At 61.3% G+C, this 24,981-nt stretch carries 30 protein-coding genes; 13 read left to right on the forward strand and 17 right to left on the reverse strand.

Annotated features, from left to right (window positions below):
- Window positions 1–107 precede the first annotated feature (107 nt).
- From FHX03_RS06950 to hemP, 5 genes are read right to left on the reverse strand one after another with little or no spacing between them, the layout of a single operon-like run.
- Window positions 108–902: a heme ABC transporter ATP-binding protein gene (locus FHX03_RS06950; RefSeq protein WP_183853433.1), complete on the reverse strand. Its 795-nt coding sequence runs from the start codon at window positions 900–902 to the stop codon at window positions 108–110.
- Window positions 903–922: 20 nt separating this feature from the next.
- Window positions 923–2,035: a FecCD family ABC transporter permease gene (locus FHX03_RS06955; RefSeq protein WP_183853061.1), complete on the reverse strand. Its 1,113-nt coding sequence runs from the start codon at window positions 2,033–2,035 to the stop codon at window positions 923–925.
- Between the two features lie 2 nt (window positions 2,036–2,037).
- Window positions 2,038–2,967: a hemin ABC transporter substrate-binding protein gene (locus FHX03_RS06960; protein WP_183853063.1), complete on the reverse strand. Its 930-nt coding sequence runs from the start codon at window positions 2,965–2,967 to the stop codon at window positions 2,038–2,040.
- An 11-nt stretch (window positions 2,968–2,978) separates the two neighbouring features.
- Window positions 2,979–4,028, reverse strand: coding sequence for a hemin-degrading factor (locus tag FHX03_RS06965; RefSeq protein ID WP_183853065.1), 1,050 nt, complete (start codon window positions 4,026–4,028; stop codon window positions 2,979–2,981).
- 19 nt (window positions 4,029–4,047) lie between these two features.
- A complete protein-coding gene (gene hemP / locus FHX03_RS06970) occupies window positions 4,048–4,230 on the reverse strand; it encodes a hemin uptake protein HemP (protein WP_183853434.1) in 183 nt (60 codons plus the stop codon).
- 177 nt (window positions 4,231–4,407) lie between these two features.
- On the opposite strand from hemP, the gene FHX03_RS06975 reads away from it, so the two are divergent.
- From FHX03_RS06975 to FHX03_RS06995, 5 genes are all read left to right on the forward strand, one after another.
- Window positions 4,408–4,833, forward strand: a complete 426-nt coding sequence (locus FHX03_RS06975; RefSeq protein WP_183853067.1) for a hypothetical protein — start codon at window positions 4,408–4,410, stop codon at window positions 4,831–4,833.
- A gap of 57 nt (window positions 4,834–4,890) precedes the next feature.
- On the forward strand, window positions 4,891–6,240 hold the full coding sequence (locus tag FHX03_RS06980) for a cell envelope integrity protein TolA (RefSeq protein ID WP_183853069.1): 1,350 nt from the start codon (window positions 4,891–4,893) through the stop codon (window positions 6,238–6,240).
- 108 nt (window positions 6,241–6,348) lie between these two features.
- Window positions 6,349–6,756 (forward strand): DUF2325 domain-containing protein, encoded by a 408-nt coding sequence (locus FHX03_RS06985; RefSeq protein WP_003590644.1) that lies wholly within the window; start codon window positions 6,349–6,351, stop codon window positions 6,754–6,756.
- Window positions 6,753–7,025, forward strand: coding sequence for a hypothetical protein (locus FHX03_RS06990; RefSeq protein WP_097629081.1), 273 nt, complete (start codon window positions 6,753–6,755; stop codon window positions 7,023–7,025). Before FHX03_RS06985 ends, FHX03_RS06990 begins: the two co-directional genes overlap by 4 nt.
- A 9-nt stretch (window positions 7,026–7,034) precedes the next feature.
- Window positions 7,035–7,349 (forward strand): antibiotic biosynthesis monooxygenase family protein, encoded by a 315-nt coding sequence (locus FHX03_RS06995; RefSeq protein WP_183853071.1) that lies wholly within the window; start codon window positions 7,035–7,037, stop codon window positions 7,347–7,349.
- A 281-nt stretch (window positions 7,350–7,630) separates the two neighbouring features.
- On the opposite strand, the gene FHX03_RS07000 is transcribed toward FHX03_RS06995, so the two are convergent.
- Window positions 7,631–8,002, reverse strand: coding sequence for a DUF423 domain-containing protein (locus tag FHX03_RS07000; RefSeq protein ID WP_183853073.1), 372 nt, complete (start codon window positions 8,000–8,002; stop codon window positions 7,631–7,633).
- 2 nt (window positions 8,003–8,004) lie between these two features.
- A complete protein-coding gene (locus FHX03_RS07005; RefSeq protein WP_183853075.1) occupies window positions 8,005–8,394 on the reverse strand; it encodes a group II truncated hemoglobin in 390 nt (129 codons plus the stop codon).
- Window positions 8,395–8,560: 166 nt separating this feature from the next.
- Here FHX03_RS07005 and FHX03_RS07010 point away from each other — a divergent pair, with 166 nt between their 5' ends.
- The 5 genes from FHX03_RS07010 to FHX03_RS07030 all read left to right on the forward strand — a co-directional run bounded on the left by FHX03_RS07010 (window position 8,561) and on the right by FHX03_RS07030 (window position 11,990).
- On the forward strand, window positions 8,561–9,124 hold the full coding sequence (locus tag FHX03_RS07010) for a TetR/AcrR family transcriptional regulator (protein WP_097629079.1): 564 nt from the start codon (window positions 8,561–8,563) through the stop codon (window positions 9,122–9,124).
- Window positions 9,125–9,141: 17 nt separating this feature from the next.
- Window positions 9,142–9,483 (forward strand): DMT family transporter, encoded by a 342-nt coding sequence (locus FHX03_RS07015; RefSeq protein WP_183853077.1) that lies wholly within the window; start codon window positions 9,142–9,144, stop codon window positions 9,481–9,483.
- A gap of 190 nt (window positions 9,484–9,673) precedes the next feature.
- Window positions 9,674–10,459: a ThuA domain-containing protein gene (locus FHX03_RS07020; RefSeq protein WP_183853079.1), complete on the forward strand. Its 786-nt coding sequence runs from the start codon at window positions 9,674–9,676 to the stop codon at window positions 10,457–10,459.
- 9 nt (window positions 10,460–10,468) lie between these two features.
- A complete protein-coding gene (locus FHX03_RS07025; RefSeq protein WP_183853081.1) occupies window positions 10,469–11,512 on the forward strand; it encodes a Gfo/Idh/MocA family protein in 1,044 nt (347 codons plus the stop codon).
- A gap of 40 nt (window positions 11,513–11,552) precedes the next feature.
- Window positions 11,553–11,990, forward strand: a complete 438-nt coding sequence (locus FHX03_RS07030) for an EamA family transporter (RefSeq protein ID WP_183853083.1) — start codon at window positions 11,553–11,555, stop codon at window positions 11,988–11,990.
- A gap of 103 nt (window positions 11,991–12,093) precedes the next feature.
- Here FHX03_RS07030 and FHX03_RS07035 read toward each other — a convergent pair whose 3' ends face one another.
- The 6 genes from FHX03_RS07035 to FHX03_RS07060 all read right to left on the reverse strand — a co-directional run bounded on the left by FHX03_RS07035 (window position 12,094) and on the right by FHX03_RS07060 (window position 18,328).
- Window positions 12,094–12,489, reverse strand: a complete 396-nt coding sequence (locus FHX03_RS07035; RefSeq protein ID WP_183853085.1) for a DUF1236 domain-containing protein — start codon at window positions 12,487–12,489, stop codon at window positions 12,094–12,096.
- 129 nt (window positions 12,490–12,618) lie between these two features.
- Entirely contained in the window at window positions 12,619–13,731 is a 1,113-nt protein-coding gene (locus tag FHX03_RS07040) for an ABC transporter permease (RefSeq protein ID WP_183853087.1), read from the reverse strand.
- 1 nt (window position 13,732) lies between these two features.
- Window positions 13,733–14,860, reverse strand: coding sequence for an ABC transporter permease (locus FHX03_RS07045; RefSeq protein WP_097626346.1), 1,128 nt, complete (start codon window positions 14,858–14,860; stop codon window positions 13,733–13,735).
- The gene (locus tag FHX03_RS07050) at window positions 14,857–16,614 is read right to left on the reverse strand and encodes an ATP-binding cassette domain-containing protein (RefSeq protein WP_183853089.1); all 1,758 of its coding nucleotides are present in this window, start codon (window positions 16,612–16,614) and stop codon (window positions 14,857–14,859) included. Before FHX03_RS07050 ends, FHX03_RS07045 begins: the two co-directional genes overlap by 4 nt.
- Window positions 16,611–17,624 (reverse strand): secretion protein HlyD, encoded by a 1,014-nt coding sequence (gene hlyD / locus FHX03_RS07055; protein ID WP_183853091.1) that lies wholly within the window; start codon window positions 17,622–17,624, stop codon window positions 16,611–16,613. The genes FHX03_RS07050 and hlyD overlap by 4 nt, the downstream gene beginning before the upstream one ends.
- Window positions 17,621–18,328, reverse strand: coding sequence for a CerR family C-terminal domain-containing protein (locus tag FHX03_RS07060; protein WP_183777526.1), 708 nt, complete (start codon window positions 18,326–18,328; stop codon window positions 17,621–17,623). The genes hlyD and FHX03_RS07060 overlap by 4 nt, the downstream gene beginning before the upstream one ends.
- Window positions 18,329–18,629: 301 nt before the next feature.
- Between FHX03_RS07060 and FHX03_RS07065 the strand changes: the two genes are divergently transcribed.
- Both FHX03_RS07065 and FHX03_RS07070 read left to right on the forward strand, forming a co-directional pair.
- A complete protein-coding gene (locus tag FHX03_RS07065) occupies window positions 18,630–18,782 on the forward strand; it encodes a hypothetical protein (protein WP_003581757.1) in 153 nt (50 codons plus the stop codon).
- Window positions 18,783–19,022: 240 nt separating this feature from the next.
- On the forward strand, window positions 19,023–19,334 hold the full coding sequence (locus tag FHX03_RS07070; protein ID WP_183777527.1) for a hypothetical protein: 312 nt from the start codon (window positions 19,023–19,025) through the stop codon (window positions 19,332–19,334).
- A gap of 47 nt (window positions 19,335–19,381) precedes the next feature.
- Here FHX03_RS07070 and FHX03_RS07075 read toward each other — a convergent pair whose 3' ends face one another.
- Window positions 19,382–20,398, reverse strand: a complete 1,017-nt coding sequence (locus tag FHX03_RS07075) for an NAD-dependent epimerase/dehydratase family protein (protein WP_097626356.1) — start codon at window positions 20,396–20,398, stop codon at window positions 19,382–19,384.
- 280 nt (window positions 20,399–20,678) lie between these two features.
- Between FHX03_RS07075 and FHX03_RS07080 the strand changes: the two genes are divergently transcribed.
- The gene (locus FHX03_RS07080; protein ID WP_183777528.1) at window positions 20,679–21,635 is read left to right on the forward strand and encodes an endonuclease/exonuclease/phosphatase family protein; all 957 of its coding nucleotides are present in this window, start codon (window positions 20,679–20,681) and stop codon (window positions 21,633–21,635) included.
- Between the two features lie 14 nt (window positions 21,636–21,649).
- On the opposite strand, the gene FHX03_RS07085 is transcribed toward FHX03_RS07080, so the two are convergent.
- From FHX03_RS07085 to FHX03_RS07095, 3 genes are all read right to left on the reverse strand, one after another.
- Entirely contained in the window at window positions 21,650–21,955 is a 306-nt protein-coding gene (locus FHX03_RS07085; protein WP_003590675.1) for a hypothetical protein, read from the reverse strand.
- A gap of 128 nt (window positions 21,956–22,083) precedes the next feature.
- Window positions 22,084–23,511: a mannose-1-phosphate guanylyltransferase/mannose-6-phosphate isomerase gene (locus FHX03_RS07090; protein WP_183777529.1), complete on the reverse strand. Its 1,428-nt coding sequence runs from the start codon at window positions 23,509–23,511 to the stop codon at window positions 22,084–22,086.
- Between the two features lie 37 nt (window positions 23,512–23,548).
- The gene (locus FHX03_RS07095; protein WP_183777530.1) at window positions 23,549–24,973 is read right to left on the reverse strand and encodes a phosphomannomutase; all 1,425 of its coding nucleotides are present in this window, start codon (window positions 24,971–24,973) and stop codon (window positions 23,549–23,551) included.
- Between the last annotated feature and the right edge of the window lie 8 nt (window positions 24,974–24,981).

Here is a 24,981-nt window from a genome sequence, read left to right on the forward strand (position 1 = left end):
TCGCACTGGGGTCACCACCGTCCGTTGCATGAAAGATATCGCGCGGCATTGACCCAAATCACTGCCGAAAACGTCCCGGGCGGGCAAAAGTTCCGCCGCGCGGGCGGTCAGCGCTGGGAAACGGCGCTGTGGGCGAGTATGAAGGGCGTGCCGTCGGCCGGCACCTGGTTGATTCGTAGCGCGCAGCCGAATACCGAGAGCATGGTCTCGTCCCTCAACACGTCACCGATGCCGCCGGCAACGGCGAGGCGGCCGGATTTCATCAGCACGATGCGGTCGGCGAAGAGCGCTGTCAGGTTGAGATCATGCATGACGGCGATGACGCCGCCGCCGCGTTCGCAGAAATTGCGGGCAAGCGTCATGATCGTCAGCTGGTGGCTGATGTCGAGACTTGAGACCGGCTCGTCGAGCAGCAGCCAGCAAGGTTTGCCGTCGACGACAGGCGCGGCGATCTGGCAGAGCACGCGGGCAAGCTGAACGCGCTGCTGCTCGCCGCCGGATAGTTCTTGATAGAAACGGCCTTCGAAGCCGGTCAGGTCGACTGATGCAAGTGCGGCGGCTGCCGTCTGCTCGGCCTTGTCGGGATTGAGGTTGATGCCCGATGTGAGGCCCATGCGGACGATCTCGCGCACGGTGAAGGGAAAGGAGATGGTGCTTGCCTGCGGCAGCACACCGCGAATGGCGGCAAGCTGCCAGGGTTTCAGCTCCTTCACCTCGTCGCCGCCGATGCGCACCGAGCCACCATAGGCAAGCTCGCCCGATATGGCTTTCATCGTCGTCGTCTTGCCGGACCCGTTCGGCCCGGCGATCGCCGTCAGCTCGCCGGCCTTGGCCGTAAAAGTGACGTCGCTGATGATGGTCTTGCCGGAAAGGCGCACGGAGAGGCCGGACACTTCGATCATCTCGTCACTCACGACAGCGCTCACAGGGCAAGGCGCGAACGCTGCTTCAGCAGAATCCACAGGAAGAACGGCCCGCCGACTGCCGCGGTGATGATGCCGATCGGCAGCTCGGCCGGGGCGACCAAGGTGCGCGCCAGGACATCGGCGAAAATCAGCAGAGAGCCACCGAGCAGAGCTGCGGCCGGCAGCAGGAAACGATGGTCCGGGCCGATCGCCATACGCAGGATATGCGGCACGACGATGCCGACGAAACCGATGCCGCCGCTGGCGGCGACGGACGCACCGGTCGCTGCGGCGACGCCGACGACAGCGACATTCTTCAGCCGCTGCACCGGCACGCCCATATGAAAGGCGGCGGCCTCGCCGAGCGTGATGGCATTGAGGCCGCGAGCCATGAAGGGCAGGGCGGTGAAAGACAACAGGATGATCGGCACGGCGGCGGCGATCTTCGTCCATGTGGCGCCGGCCAGCGATCCCATGCTCCAGAATGTCAGGTCGCGCAGCTGCTGGTCGTTGGCCAGGTAGATCAGCAGGCCGGTGAGGGCGAGCGTGAGCGCGCCGAGCGCGATGCCGGCCAGCAGCATCGTCGCCACCGAGGTCTGGCCGTGACGGGTAGCGATCCTGTAGAGCAGCAGCGTCGTGAAGAGACCGCCGCCAAAGGCGGCCGCCGGCAGGGCATAGACGCCGAGAAGTGCCTGAAGCGGCGCTGCAAGGCTGCCGCCGAGCACGATCATGGTGACCGCACCGAGGCTTGCGCCTGAAGAGACGCCGACGAGACCGGGATCGGCTAGCGGATTGCGGAACAGCCCCTGCATCACCGTGCCGGAAACGGCCAGCGAGGCGCCGATCAGGAAGCTGAGGATCGCTCTTGGCAGACGGATGTCGAAGATGATGATCCGGTCACGTGTGCTCAGTGCTGCCTCGGAACCGGCCATGTTGCCGACAACGTCGAGGATCGAGGCATCCGAGGCGCCCGTCGTTACCGAAAACAGCATCGAGAAGACGGAGCCGATAACGAGCAACACGATGACCAAAGAGGCGAGCCTCGTTCTGTCGCCCGCTTGCCGGTTTGCGCTGATCTCCGCCATCGGCAGTGGTCGCCTTTGTTCCATCATGGCTTGCGGCAGGGCCATGATCAGCCCCCGTAGATCGCCGCGTTGAGCTCACGCGCGGCGGCTGCGGTGCGCGGGCCGAAGCCGAGCAGGTAGATGCCGTCCATGCGGATGATCGCCTTCTTCTCGCCAGCCGGCGTCAACGCGATCGCCGGCTGAGCCAGCAAGTCCTCGTTCGTGGTGCCGGCGCCATCGCCACGGTTGATCATCAGGATGATGTCGGGCTTGGCTTCGATGATCGCTTCGTCCGTCAGCGGCTTGTAACCTGGGAATGCGCCGATGGCGTTGATGGCGCCGGCGAGCTTGACGATGCCATCGGCCGCCGTGCCGGTGCCCGATGCCATGATCCGGCCGTTCTGGGCGCTGAGGATGAAGAGAACGCGCTTGCGTTCGGCCTCCGGGCGCTTTTCGGCCTCAGTGATCGCCGCATCGAGATCAGCCGCTACCTTTTCCTCCAGCGTCTTCGCCTTTTCGGGCACGTTAAGCAGCGCGCCGACGCGATCGATCTTGGCGATGATGCCATCGCGGGTAAAAGGGCTCGGCACGGTCTCGAAGGGCACGCTGGCATTTTTCAGGACGGCCAGCGCCTCCTTCGGGCCTGACCCCTCGACGGCGATGATCGCCGTCGGGTTCATGGCAAGGATGCCTTCAGGCGAGAGCGCCCGCATGTAACCGACGTTGGGCAGCTTCAGCGCCGCCTCCGGATAGGTGCTCGTCGTGTCGCGGGCGATCAACCGGCTTTCCTCGCCGAGCGCATAGACGATCTCGGTGATATCGCCGCCGACGGAAACCAGGCGCGAGGTGTTGAGCTTCTTTTCCTCGGCGTGGGCGGGGCGGACGAAGGCGAGGCCTTTGAGCGCCGGTGCCGACGGGATCAGCGGCAGTGCCATGACGGCCGCCGTCAGGGCCAATTGCCAGGGGCGGATCCGGCGCAGATTGTTACGCATCGTCATCGTTGCAATCCTTATGCGGCGACACTTGCTGCCCGCGGCAGGTTTTCCATGATCTCGCGCCACTCGGCGCGTTCGTCGGACCCTTCCTTCCGTTTGCCGAAGAACTGGATGATCATCTCGCCTTGCATATTGTAAGCCTCAAGCGAGGTGACGTGGCCGTCCTTGGTCGGCTTGCGCACCGCCCAAGTCTCGGCGATGTGATCCTGGCGCAGATGCAGATGGAAGGTCGGGTCCATGATATTGATCCATGGGCCCATGGCCTGAACGTTGAAGATCGGGCCGGAATGGATCTGGACGATGCCGTCATTGGCGACGAAGCACATGATCGGCGGGCCGGATTTCACCGAGCCATGCATCATCTCCGCGGTCGCGCTGTTATCGAGCTTCCAGGCATAGTCGTCGCCGACGCTGCGCACGGCCGCCTGGCGGCCGATCTTCAGGCGCTTCAACATGCCGAAGAACTCGTGCGTGTCAGTGAGCCTGCTCCAGTTGTCGCGCAGCTCGTCGCGGCTGACGTCGGCGGTTTCATCGACGGTCTCTGAGGTCTCGGCCTCGACGAAGTCCTGCGACTGGTCTTCCAGCTTCAACGCGGCGACCAGCGTGTGATAGGCCTCGACATTCGAATTGGGGCGCAGGTGCACCTTGTGCACGGCGTTGCCCGCCTTGTCGAAATATTGCAGGCTAAGGCGCAGCTGATCGCCATCCTTCTTCGATACGGCGAAGCCATGTTCCCAGCGGCTCGGGAAGATGCGCAGGTCGATATTCTCGCCGAGAACGATTGCGGCCTGTATGCCGCTTTTGATGTTTTCGAAGACGCCGATCTTTTCGTGCACGGCACTTTCGTTGCGCGACAGCGCCATCACTTCGCCGAGGCTCGCGACGCGTTCGAGAAATTTCAGCGCACTGCCATCGATGCGGGTGACGCTGATGCCGGTTTCGGCGGCGACGAGGGCCGCCTCGGAAATCTTCAGCTGGGCGGCGATATCGCGCTCGCGCATCTTCGGATTCTCGGCGCGAAACGCCCGGATTTCGGCTGGCGCCGGTCTTGTCTGTTCGGTCATGTCTTACCTACTATTGGCCTTACTTATTGAGAATGAGCTTGCCCTGACGGGTGATCTTCAGGCGATAGGTCACGCCCTCGTGTCTGATCATGATCTCGTTCGCGCCGCGGAAAAGATCTGCGCTTTCGAGGATCCGGTGCTGCGCCGCGGGCTCGCTCGGCAGCGGCACGTGCTTAAAGTTATCTGGCTTTTCAACCATCATTTCGGTTGGCAATTCCGTGAGGCCGGGGATCTGGGGCCCCGGTTGTGATGACATTTATCTTGACTTTCTTACTCATAGTTTTTTAAAGACGCAATAGGATACTATTACGGTCAAGTTTTCGAAATTGCTGATAGGAGCTGCCTGCGGGCGGCTCGGGCCGATGACGGAGAAGGTTTTATGACAGGTAGGTTTGCGGCTGTTGCAGCCGGCATGGCGATGGCGATTTCAAGCGTATGTCAGGCGCAGGAGGCGGCACCGGCATCTTCCCTCGATGTCGAACTCAATGCGCTCGCGCCCTCGCAAAAGGGCTGCATGATGACCTTCGTGGCGCTGAATCACTTGCCCGCCGCCATCAACAAGGTCTCCTTCGAGCTAGCCTTCTTCAACGACAAGAATGCCGTCGACCGCATCACCGTGCTCGATTTCCGCGATCTGCCGCAGGGCAAGAAGCGCGTGCGCCAGTTCGATATGCCGAATGTCAAATGCGAGAGCGTGACCCGCATCCTGATCAACGACACGCCGGTCTGCGACGGGCCGGCTGCGGGCGAATGCATGAAGGGTCTCGTCACCCACTCGCAGATTTCGGTTCCCTTCGAGGGCTAAGATAACGCCGGGGATGATCTCCGGCGGGCATATTTCAGGCTGTCTAAGGCGTACACAATGGCGATTTCAGCGAAGTCCAGATCGAGACAGGTGCTCATCGGGGAGGCGGACGCCGATAGTAGCCTGAACGACAATATGCCCGGCATGCATCCTGGCCATGAGCTTTCCGAACTGCGCAATGCGCAGCTGCAGCCAGCCGGCGAAACGGTGATCCACTACACGCGTTTTGCGCAGATATCCTCCTTTCCCGACCATCCGGAAACCGCACCGGTCGCTCCGCTCTCCGCGCCGCCGATGGATGCGGCGGTGGAAAAGCAGGATGACGAGAAGAAGCCGGTGCGACGGCGGCTGACGCTGACCTGCATCTGCTCCCTGATCTTCCATGTAAGTTTGGTGGTCGCTCTTGCCTTGGTCATGCCGCAGCCACCGACCGAAGTGATTGAAGACGCCGGGGAGGCCGTCAGCGTCATCGTGTATGGCGACTCCGATGTCGATCAGACTTCGGCAGGTGATCCAGAGCTGGAATTGAAGCCAGATGAAATTGCCGCGGAGGAAGTCAAGCCGGAGACGGTTCAATCGACGACTGAGACTGACGAACTTCAGCCGACAGAGATGCAGCCCGAGCAGGCACAACCAGTTGAGATCGAGTCTGCAGAAGCGATTCAGCCTGCTCAAGAAGTAACGCGTGTTTCGCCTGAGTCAGCTGTGGCTGCGGAGCCGGAGATTCTTGTTTCTCAGAATCCCGCCGACACTTTCGTCGCTCAGCCCATGGCAACGGTGGTGCCGGAACAGCCGGTGCCCGATATCTTGCCGACTGCGGCACCAGAACAGACGGCGGTTGCGGTGCCGCCAACTGAAGTTCGGCCAGAGGAAGTGAAGCCCGTCGAGACTGCCGAAGTTTCTCCCGAACCCGAAGAAAAGCCGGAGCCGAAACCCAAGAAGGTCGAAAAGCCGAAGCCGGATGAAAAAAAGCCGTCTCGGAAAAAGGCGGAGCCTACAGGTGGAAAAAACGGCACGGACCGGCGGGATTCGGATAGAGGCGTAACGACTGGTCAGGACGCGCCTGCATTTAATGGCATGTCAACGACATCAGGCAGAGGTGATGGCGTTGGAAGCGCCGCTGTAGCCAATTATCCTGGCAAAGTGCAGAAGCGTATTCGCCGCGCAGTTCGAGTGCCTGACGAATACAAGAGGATGGGCGAGGCGATTTCGGTGCGTCTCAGATTGACGATCGATGGAACCGGCAGGTTGTCGTCAGTCTCCGTCGCCGGCAGCTCGGGTATTCCAGATTTGGACAAGGCTGCTCTCGATGGTGTGCGCCGCGCCGCGCCGTTTCCGCCGTTGCCGCCTGAGTGGGGTAAGGCCAGTTGGAGCTTTATCCAGGAGGTTCAGGTCAGCTCGCGATAAATATGATAAAAATAATCAACTTTATACTTTACTCCAAAAATCAAGTTTAATAAGGTCCACCCGCACACGCAGGAATCGTGTGACGATCAACGAGTGAACGGGTGGTATATGGCTCGCAAGGGCAAGAAGGGATCGAACCGGGAGGTCCGCGACGTCGCGGGCGAGGGCGTTGCTCAGGCGTCCGCCGGGCGTTCCAAACTGGATGGCCGCAGTTTCCTCTATGTCGGCGGGCGTGATTGCCAGGTGGCGCACCTTCGCCAGATCGCCAGCAATTTTGGCGCCGAACTCCTTCATCATGACGGCGGCCTGCGCGAAGCGGTGTCCCGAATCGATACCGTGCTGCCTTCGGTCGACTGCGTCTTCTGCCCGATCGACTGTATCAGCCACGATGCCTGCCTGCGCGTGAAGACCGGCTGCAAAAAGTTCGGCAAGGCCTTTATCCCGCTGCGCAACGGCAGCAAGTCCAGCCTTGAGCGTGCGCTGCAGACGATGAACGAGCGAGACAATTCCCGATGAGCGACCAGCGTCCCGACGGCTTCACCATGATCGGCCTGCACAAGCTTGCCGCGCAGACGGGCGAGGGCCTCGTGCCCGAGCTCCACGAACTTTTCCGGCAGCATGCCGAACGCCAGGAGATCTACCAGAATGTGGCGCTGTTCCCGACCTGGGAAGCGCGCATGCCCGGAGAAGCGGCGACGAGGCCGCTTGGCCCGGCGGCGGCACACGGCGATAATGTTGTCGCCTTTCCCTCGTATGCGGCAAGGGCCGGCAAGAGGAAGGCGTAAGGAGATCGCATGTATATCGCAATGAACCGCTTCAAGGTCACAGCCGGGAACGAAGGTGATTTCGAGACAGTCTGGCGCAATCGCGATTCCAGCCTGGCCAAGGTACCCGGTTTCGTCGAATTCCGCCTGCTGCGCGGCAAGGCCAGCGAAGAGGAGGGCTATACGCTCTATTCCTCGCACACGGTCTGGACGAGCGAAGCGGATTTCCAGAATTGGACGAAGTCCGAGAATTTTCGCGCGGCGCACCGCAATGCCGGCGACCGCAAGGCCATGTACAAGGGCCCGCCTGTTTTCGAAGGTTTCAAAGTCGTCGAGGGCATATAACGGGGTTCGTGCGATTTTGCAGGGGGAAGGCGAGGCATTCCTCACCCTCCCTCATTCCTGTGCTTGTCACAGCAATCCAGCTACGGCGCGTCCGCGCCGTGAATGACCTATAGGACCTGAAGAGGGTCTTCCGCGCCCAAAGACTTGGGCGCACTGGATTCCTGTGACAAGCACAGGAATGAGGGAGGAGAGGTAGGGCTTCCCGACAGCCGCCCAATTTGCGGATGGCTACTCTGATGTGGCCCATGCTCAGAACCAGGAAGTCAAGCTTCCCAACTTCCTCAACGCCGTTCGCGCAAGACCGCGCCGGCGGCAACGGCCAGCCAGCCCAGCATCATCGCCCAGCCACCGGTCGGGGCGGCATAGGGGAAGAGACCGGCGCCGGTGAAACGCAGGGTCATGAGGTCGCCGGCAAAGAGCAGCGCTCCGACAATCATGAGCAAACCGGCCAGCCAGGCGGTTTTGAGCTTGGCGGTGCCAAGAGCCAATGCCAGCAGCGCAGGAGCGTGCGCGAGGCACATGGCGGAGGCGGATGCCGCCAGGTTGGCTTCGCCGCCGCCATGGGCGGCAAGTGCAGCAAGAGCCACGCCGGCGACGCCGAACAGGCCGGCAAAAAGATAGAGCACTGGCTCCAGGCGCGCATTCAGGCTCATGGTCATTCCTCGTTCTGCATGTGATAGGCGAGCCGCTCCACCGGCGCCCAGATGAGGTCGCGCAGCGCCTGGCTTGATATCGTCTCGTCGAGGGCGCGGCGGAAGCAGAGCAGCCACTCGTCGCGCTCGACGGGGCCGATCTCGGCGACGAAATGGCGACTGCGCAGGCGTGGATGGCCGCGCTTGTCGGTATAGAGCGGCGGGCCGCCGAGATAGCCGCTCATATATTCGTAGAATTTCTCTTCGCTGCCGTGAAGGCTCGGCGGGTGCACGGCGCGGACGTTGCCTGCCTCCGGCAGCTTGTCCATCAGTTCGTAGAAACGGTGCGTCAGCGCCCGCACCACGGGATCGCCGCCGATCGCTTCATATAGAGTGGTGACCTTCTCCGTCACGAAACCATCCAAATGTCATTCCCCACACAATCTCTTTCATGCACCGGGGGTAATATGATCGCAACTGTCATCAAGCTGCCGCGGCATTTTGCACATAATGCCTGTAGCACAGGGGTTTCGACCGATTCTCCTTGACAAAACCGTCCGGACGGTATCTTTTAATCGCATGTCGAACGCTCACCATCGCAAGAAGCAACCCGTCCTTGTGCGCCAGCAGTTGCTGGATGTCGCGGCGCGCCTTGCTGCCAGCGAAGGCATGGCCGCCGTCACGCTCGATGCGGTGTCCGCCGCCTCCAGCGTCAGCAAGGGCGGGCTGCTGCATCACTTCCCGACGAAGAATGCGCTGCTTGATGCCCTGTTCGAGAGCCTGCTTGAAAAGTTCGACGCCGATATAGAGGAACTGATGCGCGGCGATCCGCTGCCGCAGGGCCGCTTCACCCGCGCCTATGTGAGGGCCGTATCCGGTCTCAGGGATCGTCCCGAGGATTCCAGGAGTTGGACGCAGGTGACGATCGCGCTTCTTGCCGAACCCCGGCTACGCCTTCGCTGGCGCCGATGGGTGCAGGCGCGGGCGGAGGAATATGTGGGCACCGATTCTTCCCTCGACGCACAGCTCGTGCGTTTCGCCGCCGATGGGCTGTGGTTTGCGGATACGCTGGAAAGCCATGATATCGACGGCGTTCTGAGACGGGATCTCATCGATCGCCTTATCGAACTGACCGGGAAATAATCCGAAGGAATTTCGCCATGAGCCAAACCGCCGTCTACGGGCTGTTGTTTGCTGCCATCGTGCTCGAGGTCATCGGCACGACCGCGCTGCAGCTGTCGCAGCAGTTTACCCGAATCGGGCCGACGGCGCTCGTCGTCGCCTGTTATGCGGCCGCCTTCTATTGCCTGTCGCTGACGCTGAAAAGCATCCCCGTCGGCATCGCCTATGCGATTTGGAGCGCTTTGGGAATCGTGCTGATTTCCTCGGTCGGCCTGGTCTTCTTCAGGCAGCGTCTTGATCTGCCGGCGATCGTCGGGCTTGGACTGATCATTTCAGGCGTTGTCGTCGTCAATCTCTTTTCCAAATCCGTTTCCCATTGATATTGCTGTGATATTGCGTGCAGCATTGCCAGAATCCCGCCGATAAATTTTCCCCTTTGTCAAATTCCTGACAAAGGTCTATGTGTTGCTGAGACGTGGAGGAGACGAGGCGCAATCGGCGCTGTTTTCCAAAGCGCTTTGAATCCGCCTTCCCACCTCTCGATACTTCCAGTTTCCGCAGGAGCACATCATGGCCATTCGCACCGTCGTCTGGGGAGAGAATATCCACGAGACTACCAATGCAATCGTCCGGGGGATCTACCCTGAGGGCATGCACACGACGATCGCCAATGCGCTGAACACCGATCCCGCCATCTCCGCGACGACGGCGACGCTGCAGGAGCCGGAACACGGCCTCAGCGAAGCCCGCCTTGCCGAAACCGACGTGCTGACCTGGTGGGGCCACAAGGATCACGGCGCTGTCTCCGACCTCGTCGTCGAGCGCGTCGCCAAGCGCGTCTGGGAAGGCATGGGCCTGCTTGTGCTGCATTCGGGCCATTTCTCGAAAATCTTCAAGCGGCTGATGGGCACGCCCTGCGCGCTGAAATGGCGCGAGGCGGGCGAGCGTGAGCGGCTGTGGACGATCAATCCGCGCCATCCGATCGCCGCCGGCATCGGCGAGCATTTCGAACTCGAGAACGAGGAGATGTATGGCGAGCAGTTCTCGGTGCCGGAGCCGCTCGAAACGGTGTTCATCTCCTGGTTCCAGGGCGGCGAAGTGTTCCGCTCCGGCCTGACCTGGCGGCGCGGCGCCGGCAACATCTTCTACTTCCGCCCCGGCCACGAGACCTATCCGACCTATCACGACGCCACTGTTCAAAAGGTGCTGATCAACGGCGTCAAATGGGCGTACAACCCGCAAGGGTCGTTGACTGGCATTACCGACGCCCCAAATGTGCCGGTAGAAAGGGCCCTGGAACCGATCGTCGAACGCGGCCCGAAACTGCATCAGGCCGGCGAAGCCGGTTACCGCTGAGGAGCATCCATGCGACTACTCGTTCTTGGCACCGGAGTGATGGCGAAAAACCAGCTTGCCCGCTTCTCTCTCATCGACGGCGTGACGGTGGTCGGCGCCGTCGACACCGATCCCGAACGGCTTTCCGCCTTCGCCGACAAGTTCAATATCGAAAAACGGTTTCTTTCCCTGGACGAGGCGATCGCCTGGGGTGAATTCGATGCGGCGACGAATGTCACGCCCGACCGGATCCACCACCCGACGACCATGGCGCTGATTGCTGCCGGCAAACATGTGTTCTGCGAAAAGCCGCTGGCGGAGAACTATGCGAAGGCGCTGGAGATGACGGAGGCGGCCGAAAAGGCCGGCGTCATCAACATGGTGAACCTGACCTACCGCAATGTCGCGCCGTTGCAGCGCGCCCGCGAGATGGTGCTATCAGGCGAGCTCGGTACGATCAGGCATGTGGAAGCCTCCTATCTGCAGAGCTGGCTCGTGTCGCGTGCCTGGGGCGATTGGCGCACGGAATCGACCTGGCTGTGGCGGCTTTCCACCGGCCACGGCTCGAACGGCGTGCTTGGCGATGTCGGCATCCATATCCTCGATTTCGCCGCCTATGGCGCAGCGACCGATATCGACCACGTCTTTGCACGATTGAAGACCTTCAATAAGGCGCCGGGCGGACAGATCGGCGAATATATGCTGGATGCCAATGACAGCTTCACCATGTCGGTCGATTTCGCCAATGGTGCACTCGGCGTCATCCACGCCAGCCGCTGGGCGACGGGCCATCTGAACGAGCTGAAGTTGCGCATCTACGGCGAAAAAGGCAGCCTTGAGGTCATCCACCGCCCCAGCGGTTCGGAACTGCATGGCTGCCTTGGGGAGGGTGTCGAAACCGCTACCTGGACGCAGATCGAGGTTGAACCGGTGGCGACCAACTACGAGCGTTTTGCCGAGGCCGTGGCAACCGGTATCCAGCCCGACCCGAACTTTCGCCACGCCGCCAACCTGCAGAAGGTGCTGGATCTCGCCATGGTGACCGAGCGCGAGCGGCGCGAGCTGAAGGTCTGATCTGCTTTCCGATCAGGTGTAACGCGCAAGGACAAGCCGCATGAAAAGCCTTCTGACAAGCTGGCCGCTTTGGGCGCTTCTTTCCGCGGGCTTTGCAGCGCTCACGGCGATTTTCGCCAAGGTCGGCGTCGAGAACGTCAATTCCGACTTCGCGACCTTCATTCGCACCATCGTTATCCTGCTGGCGGCGGGAATGATGGTCTCCATCACTGGCAATTGGCAGGAACCGTCTTTGGTGTCGAGCAGGAGCTGGCTCTTCCTGGTGCTCTCCGGCCTTGCCACCGGCGCATCCTGGATTTGCTATTTCCGAGCTCTGAAGCTCGGGGATGCTGCGCGGGTCGCCCCGATCGACAAGCTATCCGTCGTCTTCGTGGCCGTCTTCGCGGTGCTCTTCCTGGGTGAACGCCTGACGCTTCCCAACTGGCTCGGCGTTATCATGATCGCCGGCGGCGCCGTGCTCGTCGCTTACAGGGCATGAACCGGCGACAAGCATAATGCGTTTCCGCAATCTCACGAAAAAGGGCCCCGCCGAGGCGGGGCCGGAAGTTGCCGAGCCGCAGCAGGCGGCTTCGGTTGCTTGATTATTCTATCACCTGAACCACACGGTGGGTGCGCGGCTCGACGATCACATGGCGATCGTTGATGACGGTGTAGGCATATTTCGGATTGTCGGGCACCGGCGTCACGACGATATCAGCCGGAAGCGGCTTGCCGACGACGATGGGCTCCTGGACCACCACCGAGGCGGTCGGGGCAGGCTGCTGCTGGACATAGGTGACGACCTCGCGCGGCGGCGGATCGACAACGGCACCGGCGACACCGCCGGCCACGCCGCCAATGGCAGCACCCACGGGGCCACCGACGATCGCGCCGGTGATGGCGCCGCCGGCTGCACCGGTCACGGCGCCATCAGCGAACGCATTGGTGGCAAAAGACGACAGCGCAAGGGCGCTGGAGACAAGTAGGATCTTGTACATTTTGCTTCTCCTTTGCTGGGGTTGCGTTTGGGTAACGACCACGCCAATCCGAGGTTCCGGCAGGAGAATCACGCTTTGGCAGGCCGGTTCACATTCTGTGAGGCGACCGAAGCATGCGGCGGTATTGGATTATTCCAGGCGCCGGCGGAAGAGCCAGGCGGCAGCGCTGAGTGTGACGCCGGCGATCAGCGCCAGCGGGATCGTCTGGTTCACAACCTCGCTCAGGGGGATATCCTTGAGGAAAACGCCTTTGACGATCACCAGGAAATAACGCAGCGGGTTGATCAGCGTCACCGGCTGCAGCCATGCCGGCATGTTCTCGATCGGCGTCGCGAAACCCGAGAGCAGCATGGCCGGGACCATGAACAGGAAAGCGCCGAGGATCGCCTGCTGCTGCGTCATCGACAGCGCCGAAATGAAGAGGCCGAGGCCGGCGACCGAGCCGAGATAGAAAACCGCGCTGCCGTAAAGCAGGAATAGCGAACCGCGGAGCGGCACCTCGAACAGGAAGACGGCGGCCAGGATATAGACGGTGATGTGGAAAAGGCCGATCATCATCGGCGGGATCAGCTTGCCGATCAGGATTTCGTGCAGGCGCAGCGGCGAGACCATCAACTGGTCGAATGTGCCGAGCTCGCGCTCGCGGGCGATCGACAAGGCCGTGACGATCAGGCCAATCAAGAGCGCGATGCTGGCGATCAGGTTCGGCACCATGAACCATTGGTAGGTGAGGTTCGGGTTGAACCAGTTGCGCGGCACCGACGAGACAATGCCGGCGCCGGCGCGTCTGCCTGCCGGTGTTTCGGCGGCAAGGGCGCCGCCGATCTGCGAGAGGTAGCCGGCGACGATCTGTGAGGCATTGGAACGGCGACCGTCGAGCACCACCTGCAGATCAACAGGCGTTCCCGCCTCGATATTGCGCGAAAAGTCCGGGCCGATCTCGATTGCCGCGATGGCCGTCTGGTTATCGATCGCCATCCTGATATCCACCTGGCTTCCCGCCATCGCGATCCGGCGGAAGGTCGGCGAGCCGTCGATACGCTCGATCAGCTCCTGGCCCCAGTGACCGCTGTCGCGGTTGAGGATCATCACGTCGACATTGCGCACTTCGAGTGTGGCGGCATAGGAGAAGACGAGAAGCTGGACGATCGGTGGGCCGATCAGGATGGCGCGGCCCTTGGGGTCGCGCAGCACGGCGAGCAGCTCCTTGATGATGAGGGCGTAGAGCCTTGTCCATCCCATCTCAACCGATCCTCTTCCGGGTGCTGCGGGCCGCAAGCACGAACATGACGGCTCCGATCGCCAGCATGACGGCGATTGCCTTTGCGAACATCGGCCAGATGTCGCCGGCGAGAAACACTGTCTGTAGGCTGGGGATCAGGTAACGCGCCGGCACGATGAAGGTGATCCACTGGATAATCCTCGGCATGGAATTGATCTCGAACAGGAAGCCCGAGAGCAGGAAGGCCGGCAGGAAGGCTGATATCAGCGCCAGCTGCGAGGCGAGGAACTGGTTCTTCGTTGCGGTCGAGATCAACAGGCCTTGCCCCAGCGCCGGGATCAGGAAGGCGGCCGAAAGCGCGTAAAGGGCGGCGACGGAGCCGCGGAACGGCACGCCGAAGAGAAAGACCGCCAGTAGCACGCAGAGCGTCATCGAGGTGAGGCCGAGCAGGAAATAGGGCAGGATCTTGCCGGTGAGCAGTTCGACCGCTGTCACCGGCGTCGCCATCATCGCCTCCATGGTGCCGCGTTCCCATTCGCGGGCGACGACGAGCGAGGTCAGCAGCGTGCCGACGAGCGTCATGACGATGGCGATCGAGCCGGGTACGAGAAAATTGCGGCTCTTGAGCTCCGGATTGAACCAGAAGCGCTGCTCGACCGCGATGGCGGGACTACGGGAGGCGACGTCGGCCTGCCGCTGCTCTTCCCAGTTGGCGACGGCGCCCTGGGCGTAGTTCTGGACGAAATTGGCGGTGTTCGGGTCGGAACCATCAACGATCACCTGGATGGCGGGACGGTTGGCTGCAGTGTAACGCGTGGTGAAATCGGCCGGGATGACGACGATGCCGCGCACCTTGCCGAGTACGAGATCTTCCTCGAACAGTCGCCGGTCGCGGCCCATTGCAACATCGAAATAGCGCGAGGCCTGGAAGCTCGCCGACAGGTCCTGTGTCAGCGGCGTCAGTTCCTCGGTCACGAGGCCGATGCGGGTGCGGGTCGTGTCGAGCGAGACGCCGTAGCCGAAGAGAAAGAGCAGGATCAGCGGCAACACGAAGGCAATAAGGATGCTGCTCGGATCGCGGATCGCCTGGAAACTCTCCTTGCGCACGAGGGCAAAAAGACGCCGACGCCGACCGGAAGAGGCGCTCATGCGGCATCCTCCGCTTCCGATTGTTGCACCAGGGCGATGAAGGCATCCTCCATCGTCGGGTCCGGTTGCTCTCTCGTTGCCACGCGCGCCTTCAATTCATCCGGCGAGCCGAGCGCGATCGAGCGGCCGCGATAGATCAGCGAGATTCGGTCGCAATATTCCGCCTCGTCCATGAAATGCGTGGTGACGAGCACGGTGACGCCCTTTTCGACCAGTGCGTTGATATGCGTCCAGAATTCGCGGCGGGTGATCGGATCGACGCCCGATGTCGGTTCATCGAGGAAGAGGGCGCGTGGTTCGTGCATGACGGCGCAGGCAAGCGCCAGGCGCTGCTTCAGGCCAAGCGGCAGGTCCTTGGCGGGCTCGCGGGCGTGGCGGGCGAAATCGAAAATGCCGGCCATCAGCGCGATTCGTTCGCGCTTGCGCTGCCCACGCAGGCCATAGACACCAGCGAAGAATTCGAGATTCTGCATGACGGTGAGATCGCCGTAAAGCGAGAATTTCTGCGCCATGTAGCCGAGCTGGTTGCGGGCTCTTCCGGCATCGCGGCGAAGGTCGAAGCCGGCGACGCGGCCTTCGCCGCCGGTCGGCTTCAACAGGCCGCAGAGCATTTTGAAGGTGGTGGATTTGCCGGCGCCGTTCGGGCCGAGCAGGCCGAAGATCTCACCGCGGCGGATATCGAAGCTGATATCCTCGGCGGCGGTGAAATCGCCGAAGCGTTTCGTCAAGCTCTTGGCCTCGATCACCGGCCGGTCGTCCTCAGCCGTGAGCGGCTCCTGCGCCTCGGCAAGGCTGGAGCGGCCGCCGGGGCCGCCGCCCAGCATGTCGACGAAGGCATCCTCGAAACGAGGCGGGGCGGGGCTAAGCGATGCGCCATCGCCCGCCTTGCCGATATCGGGCTTTTTGTCCTTGGCGGCCACCAAGCGGATCGCTTCGCCCTGGATCACGCCGTCGATGACGCCATCGGTCTGCAGGAGCTCGGCAAGCACCTGCCGGCGGCGCCCGGTGACATCGGACACCCTGAAGACCCGGTCGTTGACGCGCTCGGTCATCTCCGCGGGTTTTCCCGAGAAGAGCAGCTTCCCCTGGTTCAGCAGCAGGACATGGTCGCAGGCTTCCGCCTCGTCGAGATAGGCGGTTGACCACAGCACACCAATGCCTTCCTTCGTCAGGTTCTCGACCATCTTCCAGAGGTCGCGGCGCGAGATCGGATCGACGCCGACGCCCGGCTCGTCGAGCAGCAGCAGGCGTGGCTTCTTCAAAAGCGCGCAGGCAAGGCCGAGCTTCTGCTTCATGCCGCCGGAGAGTTTGCCGGCGAGCCTGCCGGTGAAGCGCTTGAGGTCGGTGAAGGTGAGCAGTTCGTCGAAGGCGCCGGCGCGCTCGCTTTTCGGCAGGCCGCGCAGATCGGCATAGAGATCGAGATTTTCCTGCACCGAGAGGTCCTCATAGAGGCCGAAGCGCTGCGGCATGTAGCCGATTGCCGCCTGGATGCCGGCGGCGTTCTTCCTGGTGTCGAGGCCGAGAACCTCCACTGTCCCCGCATCGGGCAGCATCAGCCCGGTCATCAGACGGATCAGCGTCGTCTTGCCGGCGCCGTCAGGGCCGACGAGGCCGGTGATCGCACCGCCACCGATGATGCCGGAGACGGCGTCGAGGGCTGCGGGCGCTTCGCCGAAGCGTTTGGCGACGCCGTCGATCCGGACGAGCGGCTTGTCGTCCCGCTCTGTCTGGGGGGCGGTTTCGGCGGCGGTCATCGTCCGTCTGCCGCACGTGTCGGAAGACGCACCGTGACCGGCATGCCCTGGCGCAGATCCGGGCCTGGTTTGTCGATGACGATCCTCAGGCGATAGACGAGATCAGTCCTGAGTTCCGGTGTCTCCACCGATTTCGGGGTGAATTCGGCGACCGGCGAGATGAAGCCGATCGTGCCGTCATACGGCCTGTCAGGCGCCGTATCGGAAGCGACGGAAACCTTCATGCCAGGGTGGATGCGGCCGAGATCGGGCTCGGCGACATAGCTGCGCACCCAGACGGGTTCGGTCAGGGAGAGCACGAAGACGGTATCGGCCGGCGAGACGATGGCTCCATTCTCCCGCACACGCGAGAGGATGACGCCGTCGTTCGGTGCGCGCAGTTCGGTATCGGCAAGCGATGTGCGGGCCGAGGCCAGCGTTGCCTCCGCAGCCTTTAGCTGTGCATCGGCGGCGGCGATATCCTCGACGCGCGAACCTTCCTGCAGCAGTTTCAGCGCCTCGTTGGCGGACTCGGAGCGGGCGGCGGCCATTGCCTTTGCAGCGGTCGCCTGGTCGAGCGTCGCTTCGGAAATCGTGCCCTGCGGACGAAGCTGGCGGGCTCGGTCATAGGCGAGGTTGGCATTTTCGAGATCGGCGAGGCTTTCGTCATAGGCGGCGCGCGCCTGGGCGATCTCGGTCGGGCGGGGACCCGCCTTCAGCTTGTCGAGAGTCGCCCGAAGGGCCGCGGCGTTGGCCTCGCCCGAACGCACGGCGAATTCATAGGGTGCGGCATCGAGCTTCGCCAGCACCGTACCGCTCTTGACAACATCGCCTTCGTCGACGCCGAGGTCGGCGAGGCGGCCGCTGACGCGGAAGCCGAGCGAGACCTGGCGGATATCGACATTGCCGTAAAGGACGAATTCGCGGCGGGCCTCAGGCAGCCAGCCGAGCTTTTCAGGCAGACCGTACCACCAGGCGGCGGCGCCTGCCGCAACGAGGAGAAGGAGGGCGACGGGGACGAGGCGTTTCATGCCGCGCCTCCCTTCGTCGATGGACCGAGCATATCGACCAATTCGGCGGCGAGGCCGCGCAAGGTTTCCACCTGTTTCGGACCGACTGCGTCCCATTCCATCTGGGCAAGCACGGCCGCGTGAGTGACGCGAAACACAAGGATGCTGCCGATAAGGTTGAAGGTGCGCAGGCGCACGTGTTCCGAGGCGGGATCTTCACTCAGGATGGCGCCGATCAGCCGCCGGCCCATCTCGATCATCGGCCGCATGATGCCCTGATAGATCCGTGCGAAGGCTTCGGTCGGCTCCATCTGCTCGCGGATCAGGAAGCGCGCCCAGGATTCCGATTCCTTGCCGACGAAAAGCGTCACCATCGTCTGGAGAATTTCTGTGAGGAACAGACGGGCTTGCGTTTCGCCAAGCCTTTCGCCGGCGGCGTCGAGCGCCATGAGGCGCGTGCCGATGCGCGCTCTCATGTCGCCGACATGGGTATCGATGCGGGCCATCAGATATTCGGCGGTGGCGATATAGAGGCCTTCCTTGCTGCCGAAATAATAGGGGATCGCCTGCAGATTGACGCCGGCGGCTTCGGTCAGCTGCCGTGTCGAGGCGCCGTCAAAACCGTAGCGGCCGAAGACGTCGAGAGCGGCGGCCAACATCTTCTGGCGCGCGGCCTCGGCGCGGGCGGATGCTGGCGGGTTTTGGGTGTCGTGTTCCTGACTCATGACACTTTTATAACGCCGATTGCGAAATAAGTCAATCGATTGATATACTTTTCGCCAAGCTCGATATATCGGGGATGTCAGCCGCCTGCGGTAAATGTCGGTAAAAAAGCAAAGAGGCCCCTGGCGGAGGGACCTCCGAGGGCTCTCGAGCCTCGGGGTTGGCTGCTAACAGTAGCCAAAATTCGCGCGATACTAATATGTCTGATGCCAAACGCGCGGGGAAAAAGCCCGCCGATTTTTTCTATTTTCGCGGTCATTTTTTGACACAAAACTGCCTTGCTCTTTCCGTATCGCCGATGAGATGCGTATTCAAATTTATATTATTGCGCTGCTCCTGAGCGCCATCATGTGGTCGATCTCGTTCGATGCGGCGCGCGAATCCTATCATGCCGCGCAAAGTGCGGGATTGATGCCGAACCTGCATATCAACAAGAAGCTGGATCGCGTTCTCTAGATTGCGGTCAGCGTCCCTCGTTATTCCGCCGATCTTGCCTTGGCGACCTCGGGGCGTTTCCCGTGTGCCCTATCGGGACAGAAAGCCGAATTTCATAAAATTTGACTGATCCGCTTAAAAGCCCTGCAAATACTGATGTGTAGAGTGGTCTCATGAAAGCGACCGAAGCGTGGACAGACGCGTCGATCGTTTGGAGACGGGCAAAGCGAAGCCCGCCGATCCGCAAACGGGGACTTCGACATGCACAAAATTCTTGCCACCATCGCTTTGACTCTGAGCATCACTGCTGCCGGGCCGGCGCTCGCCATCGGCCCCGCCAGCCTCGGCCGCGACCTGATGTACACCTCCGCCATTGGCCATTCGCCGGAAATTCCATTGACGACACGCGCCGGTTTCGTGCGCCCGGGCGTTCCTTTCGTCCTGCGCAGCCCTGCTGAAATCGGAGGCGAGGGTTATCAGCTCAAGACCTACTCGCAGAAGCTGACCGTTGTCGTCGACTATGTGTTTTCGAAGGCGGTCGACGCGGTTGCGGCGGTGACGTTTCTCCCCTGATATTCCCGGTTATGGGAACAATTCGGGTCGGCGTTGAGGTAACCCAATTAGGCGTCGAGTTGGCCGCGGACGTCGAGATACCAGTCGACGAAGGCCTTGACGCCGACATCCAAAGTCGTATCCGGCTTGTAACCCGTCAGCGCAACTAGCAGATCGGGGGCCGCGAAGGTGCGCGGCACGTCGCCTTTCTGCATCGCCAGCATCTTGCGGATGGCCGGACGGCCGAGTGCCTTCTCCACCGTTTCGACGAAATCCATCAGGCTGACCGGCTGGCCGCCGCCAATATTGACGACCCGAAAGGGCGCCTGGCGCGAAAGCGTTTCGACAGCCACGTTGTCCAGACGGTTATCCTCACCAGGGGCGATTGCCGACAGCCTGACGATCCCCTCAACGAGATCGTCGATATAGGTGAAGTCACGGCTCATATTGCCTTCGCCGTAGATCTCGATCGGCTGTCCCTCAAGCATGTTCTTGGTGAATTTGAACAACGCCATGTCGGGACGGCCCCACGGCCCGTAAACGGTGAAGAAGCGAAAGGCCGTCGTCGGGATTTTATGCAGATGGGCATAACTGTGCGCCATCAGTTCCATCGATTTCTTCGTCGCCGCATAGATGGTCAGTGGCTCGTCGGCGCGATCGGTCTCGTGAAAGGGAACGGTCGCATTGGCGCCGTAGATCGATGACGTCGAGGCCAGCATCAGGTGACGGATTTCGACGCGCCGGGCGATTTCCATGATGTTCCACGAGCCTTCGACGTTCGATCGAAGATAGGCCTCGGGATTTTCCAGGCTGTATCGCACGCCGGCCTGGGCGGCGAGGTGGATCAGGATGTCCGGCTTGGCCGCGACAACCGCTGCCTCAAGCGCTTCGCGATCTTCGAGCATAGCGATGACCGGTTTGAAGGCCGGGAACTGGGAGAGTGCTGCATGGCGCATCTCCTTGAGCTTGACGTTGTAATAGGGAGTGAGGCCGTCGAAGCCGGTGACCTCGTGGCCTTCCTGCAGCAGGCGCCTGGCCAGATGAAAACCGATGAAGCCGGCCGTCCCGGTAATGAAGTAGCGCATTCCCACCTTCTCTCGGCTCGCTGCCGACGGCAAAAGCCGATTCCGTATCGCGTGACCCCACTTACAAGATAAGAAGACGCCGAGTCGATAGATCTTTGAAAGAGAAGGCGGCGGCGGCCTTTGCTGCGGTTGACGGCATTTTGCCCGCTGCCCTGCAGGATAACGCAGGGCCGCCGGTATCGTCCAAAGCCCGGCCGCGGCCATCGGCCGTTATGCTGCGTTGCAACATCCCGGCCTGCATGTTATGGCCGGCGGGTCGTCTGCAAGCAGGTCAGGATCGATGAGAGAGATAATTTATTGGATTCTCTGCGCGTTTCTGACCGTTGCAATCGCGATCGTATCCTTGCGCTATGTCACGAACTTCTGGCTGCTGTCCTTTCTCTACAGCTTTCAGCTTCACCTCGGTGTCCTCTTTGTTGCCGCCAGCCTTGTGATTCTGGCTGTCAGGCGACAGATTTACGGCTTCGTCCTTCTGTTCGTCTCGCTTCTTCTCATCGCTCACGGCGTCATCATGCTGGGCGAGTTTTTGGAGGACGGTAGAGGCACGGACAGGCCGCCGCTTTTTCGTCTGATGTCGTTCAACATCGCGATCGACAACTGGAAAAACTCGACTGCCATTACCGACATGGTGATCGCGTCGAATGCCGATGTCGTCAATTTGCTTGAAGCAAAGCCGCTGGCCTTCCATCTGCAGCAATTGTTCAAGGCCTATCCCTATCATATCGGTTGCGACACCGGGAAGGATACGTGCGATACGCTGGTGCTGTCCAAACGCCCATTCCTCAACCAGCAGGTCGTTAGCATGGGCAGTCTGCGGAAAAACAGGCTGGTTATATCGAGCGTCGACTTCGGCGGCGAAACCGTCAATCTGGTATCGGCGCATCTGAGCAAACCATATTTCGACGATTTCCAGATGGCTGAATTGGAAGATCTCGCGAAAACGCTCGGCTCGATCGACGGCCCTGTGGTGCTGTCAGGCGATTTCAACTCTTCGTCGATTGCCCCGAGCATCCAGGCTTTCCTGCGCAAACAGGGACTGAAGACAATCGTGCCCGAACCGGCGACATGGCCGATTGCTGCCGGCTCATTGGGGATCGCCATCGATCACATATTTGCGCGCGCGCCGCTTCATCTGACATCGCTGAAACGTCTCGATGACAATCTTGGCTCGAACCATTCCGGTCTGATCGCAGAATTCGTTCTCGACAGGGACGGTGAAACTTCACCGGCAAAATAAGCTGCCGGTCAAAGTCAAAACTTCGTCCTGCCGCCTTTCTTGTCGATCATCTGAAATTTCTCGCCGTCGGTCTTCACACTGACGCAGTCGGTCGACTTATTGGCAAACCGGACGCACACTTGGCCATTGGTTATCTTGTAGCCATTGCTGTTGCCCTGGCGATATTCGTAACCGTTGCTGCTTTCTTTCAGCTCCGACGTGCCCGGCAGGTGCTCGCGGATTTCAGCTTCGCTTGCGGTTCGCATCTTTCCGGCTTCGGCAAACGCCATTGCCGGGGCCATGATTAAAAGAAATCCGGCGAGGGCGGGCAGGATGCGCATCAGGGGATATCTCCGGTCATGTCTCTCGGTGCGTCCATTCTACGAGAAGTCCGATAGAGAATTCAACAGCGATGGCGGTCGCGCCGGAAAAGGCGGCATTGTTTGGGGCCGCCAGTCCGGCGGCGACGTCACGTTCTTCCGAATTCATCGACGATGCGGATGATGTCGTCCTCGCCGAGATAGGAGCCCGTCTGCACCTCGATCAGTTCGAGGAGGATCTTGCCGGGGTTGGCCAGACGATGGACTTCGCCGAGCGGAATATAGACGCTCTCGTTTTCGCGCAGCATCCGCACGGTTTCTCCGACCGTCACCTCGGCGGTTCCCTTGACGACGACCCAGTGTTCGGAGCGATGGTGGTGTTTTTGCAGCGAGAGCTTCTTGCCCGGCGTCACGAAGATACGCTTCACCTGGAAGCGATCGCCGTTGAAGATCGAGGTATAGCCGCCCCAGGGACGATAGGATGTCGGATGGGTTTCGGTGAATTTCGCCGTGGCGGAAGAGGAGGCCAGCATCTTGACCAATTGCCCGACATTCTGGCTGTCTTTGAGCGGTCCGACATAGACGGCGTCCTCGCTGGCGATGACGGCGACATCCTCCATGCCCTGTACTGCAAGATGCACGCCGTGGGTCATGACCAGCGAGTTGCGCGTGTTGACGACGGTGGTGTTTGCGGCAGCGACATTGCCGTTGTCATCACGCACGCCAGATTTCCAAACGGCATCCCAGCTTCCCATGTCCGACCATTTGAACGGCGAGGGGACGACAGCGGCCTTGGAGGTCTTTTCCATAATCGCGTAGTCGATTGAGATATCGGGGCTCTTGGCGAAATGGTCGGCGTCGAGACGGGTAAAGTCGAGGTCGCGGCTTGCCTTGGAAACGGCTTTGCTCGCTGCTTTCAGCACATCGGGCGCATATTCCTGCAGCTCGGCGATGAGTTCCTCCACCGGGAACATGAAGATGCCGGAGTTCCAATAGAAGCCGCCGTCGGCAAGCATCTGCTCGGCCGTTTCCAATGCCGGTTTTTCCACAAAACGGCTGACCTTGTGGGCGCCATTTTCAAGCGCATCGCCGATTTCGATATAGCCGTAGCCGGTTGCCGGCTCGGTGGGGCTGATGCCGAAGGTAACGAGCTTGCCGTCGGCTGCAGCATTCCGGGCGATGCGGATGCAATCGAAATAGCTCTTGTCGGCGAGGATCTCGTGATCCGAGGCGAGCATCTGGATGATGGTGTTCTTGCCGAAAAGCTCGGCGGCAAGGGTAGCGGCGGCGGCCACCGCGGCGGCGGTGTTGCGGGCGACCGGCTCAAGCAGCACCGCGGCGAGCGGAATGCCCAGCGTACGGGCCTGCTCGGCGACCAGGAAGCGAAATTCCTCATTGGTGACGATGATCGGGGCTTCATAGAGCTCCGGGTTGGAAACGCGTTCGAGCGTCTCCTGAAACAACGTCTTATTGCCGACGAACTGGATGAACTGTTTCGGGGCGGTGGCACGGGAAAGCGGCCAGAGCCGCGTGCCTTTGCCGCCGGCCATGATCACGGGAACGATTTTCTGCGTCATAGGCGGGTTCCTTGAAAAAAGCTTGTTCGTGGCATGTTCAGCGGGCGTTTGCCCAGTGCATTATTCGGGTGAGCCCAGCCTTCAGCAGATCCAGGGCTGCGGTTTCACTGCCGGCTTCGACGTAGCAGCGCATTTCGGGCGCATTGCCGGAGGGGCGAAAATGAATGATTCTACCGTCTTTCAGCGTCACGCGAAGTCCGTCTATGTCGGATTTCGCCGCCACCTCGCCGATCGGCTGCAGGAAAGCGGCAAGGTTTTCACCGGAGGCGCGCAGATGCTCCATCAGCGCAGCACTCGTCTCCAACGGAAAATTCTCCAGGCGATCGGCGGCGGCAAAGGGCAGATGGTAGGAGGCGGCAACGGCCGAAAGCGGCTGCCTGCGAAGGGCGGCGAGCGACAGGATTGCAAGCATCGGGAGAAAACAGTCGCGCGTCGGCAAGGCGCGCACGGATCTGCCGTTGATATCGAAAGGGGTTGCGGTCAGCAGCCCGCCATTGGCTTCGAAGCCCATGACATGATCTTTGCTGGCGGCTACGGCCTCTTCCATGCCTGCGATGACGAAAGGCGAACCGACGCGGGTGCGCTTGACAGCGAAAGAGCCAGCGGCCTCGATGCCGGAATTGGAGGTCACGGGCGTCACGACCGTGCCGGCGCCGAGAAAATTGGCTGCGACAAGGCCGAGAAGGTCGCCGCGCAGCGGCATGCCGGTTTCGTCTGCCACCAGCGGACGGTCGCCGTCGCCATCGGTCGAGACGATCGCATCGAATTTGTGCTCGGACGCCCAGCGTTTCATTAGCGTGATCGTCTCGTCGGAAACGGCTTCGGTGTCGACGGGAATGAAACTCTCCGAACGTCCAAGAGCAATGATCTCGGCGCCATAATGGGCGAGAACGTCAACCAGCATATCACGCGCGACGGTGCTGTGTTGGTAGACGCCGATCTTCAAGCCGGACAGTGCGCCTTGCGGCAGCAGGTCGGCGTTGCGTTGGAAAAACAACTGACGGCAGATCGCCTCATGATCTTCGGTTTCAGCCGGGGCCTCTGCAACGGTCTCACCTGTTCGCTCGATCTCGGCCGCCGATGCGGTGATATGAGCCTCGTCCGATTTGTCGATCTCGCCGTCCGGGCGATAGAACTTGATGCCGTTGCGGTCTGCCGGAATATGCGAGCCCGTCACCATCAGGCATGCAGCGTTGCTCTCGAGGCCATAGAGGGCAAGGGCGGGTGTCGGGACATTGCCGCAGTCCAATACCCGGAAGCCGAGTGCGGTGAGTGCGCCGGCACAATTTCCCGAAATATCGGGGCTCGAATCGCGAAAATCGCGGCCGATCAGAATGGCGTCGCCGAGTTGCGCCTTGCCGGTCTGCAGCAGATATCTGCCGAACGCCGTCGCATAAAGCGCAGAGGCGCGTCCCTTGAGATCCACTGAAAGTCCGCGAAGGCCGCTCGTGCCGAATTTCATTTGAAGAC

The organism is Rhizobium sp. BK456, assembly GCF_014194045.1.
Taxonomy (GTDB): Bacteria; Pseudomonadota; Alphaproteobacteria; order Rhizobiales; family Rhizobiaceae; genus Rhizobium; species Rhizobium redzepovicii.

Bases quoted from the DNA above. Each gene is read 5' to 3' on its own strand.
- FHX03_RS06950 (WP_183853433.1), bottom strand. From the start codon at position 902: ATGATCGAAGTGTCCGGCCTCTCCGTGCGCCTTTCCGGCAAGACCATC.
- FHX03_RS06955 (WP_183853061.1), bottom strand. From the start codon at position 2,035: ATGGCCCTGCCGCAAGCCATGATGGAACAAAGGCGACCACTGCCGATG.
- FHX03_RS06960 (WP_183853063.1), bottom strand. From the start codon at position 2,967: ATGACGATGCGTAACAATCTGCGCCGGATCCGCCCCTGGCAATTGGCC.
- FHX03_RS06965 (WP_183853065.1), bottom strand. From the start codon at position 4,028: ATGACCGAACAGACAAGACCGGCGCCAGCCGAAATCCGGGCGTTTCGC.
- hemP (WP_183853434.1), bottom strand. From the start codon at position 4,230: ATGATGGTTGAAAAGCCAGATAACTTTAAGCACGTGCCGCTGCCGAGC.
- FHX03_RS06975 (WP_183853067.1), top strand. From the start codon at position 4,408: ATGACAGGTAGGTTTGCGGCTGTTGCAGCCGGCATGGCGATGGCGATT.
- FHX03_RS06980 (WP_183853069.1), top strand. From the start codon at position 4,891: ATGGCGATTTCAGCGAAGTCCAGATCGAGACAGGTGCTCATCGGGGAG.
- FHX03_RS06985 (WP_003590644.1), top strand. From the start codon at position 6,349: ATGGCTCGCAAGGGCAAGAAGGGATCGAACCGGGAGGTCCGCGACGTC.
- FHX03_RS06990 (WP_097629081.1), top strand. From the start codon at position 6,753: ATGAGCGACCAGCGTCCCGACGGCTTCACCATGATCGGCCTGCACAAG.
- FHX03_RS06995 (WP_183853071.1), top strand. From the start codon at position 7,035: ATGTATATCGCAATGAACCGCTTCAAGGTCACAGCCGGGAACGAAGGT.
- FHX03_RS07000 (WP_183853073.1), bottom strand. From the start codon at position 8,002: ATGAGCCTGAATGCGCGCCTGGAGCCAGTGCTCTATCTTTTTGCCGGC.
- FHX03_RS07010 (WP_097629079.1), top strand. From the start codon at position 8,561: ATGTCGAACGCTCACCATCGCAAGAAGCAACCCGTCCTTGTGCGCCAG.
- FHX03_RS07015 (WP_183853077.1), top strand. From the start codon at position 9,142: ATGAGCCAAACCGCCGTCTACGGGCTGTTGTTTGCTGCCATCGTGCTC.
- FHX03_RS07020 (WP_183853079.1), top strand. From the start codon at position 9,674: ATGGCCATTCGCACCGTCGTCTGGGGAGAGAATATCCACGAGACTACC.
- FHX03_RS07025 (WP_183853081.1), top strand. From the start codon at position 10,469: ATGCGACTACTCGTTCTTGGCACCGGAGTGATGGCGAAAAACCAGCTT.
- FHX03_RS07030 (WP_183853083.1), top strand. From the start codon at position 11,553: ATGAAAAGCCTTCTGACAAGCTGGCCGCTTTGGGCGCTTCTTTCCGCG.
- FHX03_RS07035 (WP_183853085.1), bottom strand. From the start codon at position 12,489: ATGTACAAGATCCTACTTGTCTCCAGCGCCCTTGCGCTGTCGTCTTTT.
- FHX03_RS07040 (WP_183853087.1), bottom strand. From the start codon at position 13,731: ATGGGATGGACAAGGCTCTACGCCCTCATCATCAAGGAGCTGCTCGCC.
- FHX03_RS07045 (WP_097626346.1), bottom strand. From the start codon at position 14,860: ATGAGCGCCTCTTCCGGTCGGCGTCGGCGTCTTTTTGCCCTCGTGCGC.
- FHX03_RS07050 (WP_183853089.1), bottom strand. From the start codon at position 16,614: ATGACCGCCGCCGAAACCGCCCCCCAGACAGAGCGGGACGACAAGCCG.
- hlyD (WP_183853091.1), bottom strand. From the start codon at position 17,624: ATGAAACGCCTCGTCCCCGTCGCCCTCCTTCTCCTCGTTGCGGCAGGC.
- FHX03_RS07060 (WP_183777526.1), bottom strand. From the start codon at position 18,328: ATGAGTCAGGAACACGACACCCAAAACCCGCCAGCATCCGCCCGCGCC.
- FHX03_RS07065 (WP_003581757.1), top strand. From the start codon at position 18,630: ATGCGTATTCAAATTTATATTATTGCGCTGCTCCTGAGCGCCATCATG.
- FHX03_RS07070 (WP_183777527.1), top strand. From the start codon at position 19,023: ATGCACAAAATTCTTGCCACCATCGCTTTGACTCTGAGCATCACTGCT.
- FHX03_RS07075 (WP_097626356.1), bottom strand. From the start codon at position 20,398: ATGCGCTACTTCATTACCGGGACGGCCGGCTTCATCGGTTTTCATCTG.
- FHX03_RS07080 (WP_183777528.1), top strand. From the start codon at position 20,679: ATGAGAGAGATAATTTATTGGATTCTCTGCGCGTTTCTGACCGTTGCA.
- FHX03_RS07085 (WP_003590675.1), bottom strand. From the start codon at position 21,955: ATGCGCATCCTGCCCGCCCTCGCCGGATTTCTTTTAATCATGGCCCCG.
- FHX03_RS07090 (WP_183777529.1), bottom strand. From the start codon at position 23,511: ATGACGCAGAAAATCGTTCCCGTGATCATGGCCGGCGGCAAAGGCACG.
- FHX03_RS07095 (WP_183777530.1), bottom strand. From the start codon at position 24,973: ATGAAATTCGGCACGAGCGGCCTTCGCGGACTTTCAGTGGATCTCAAG.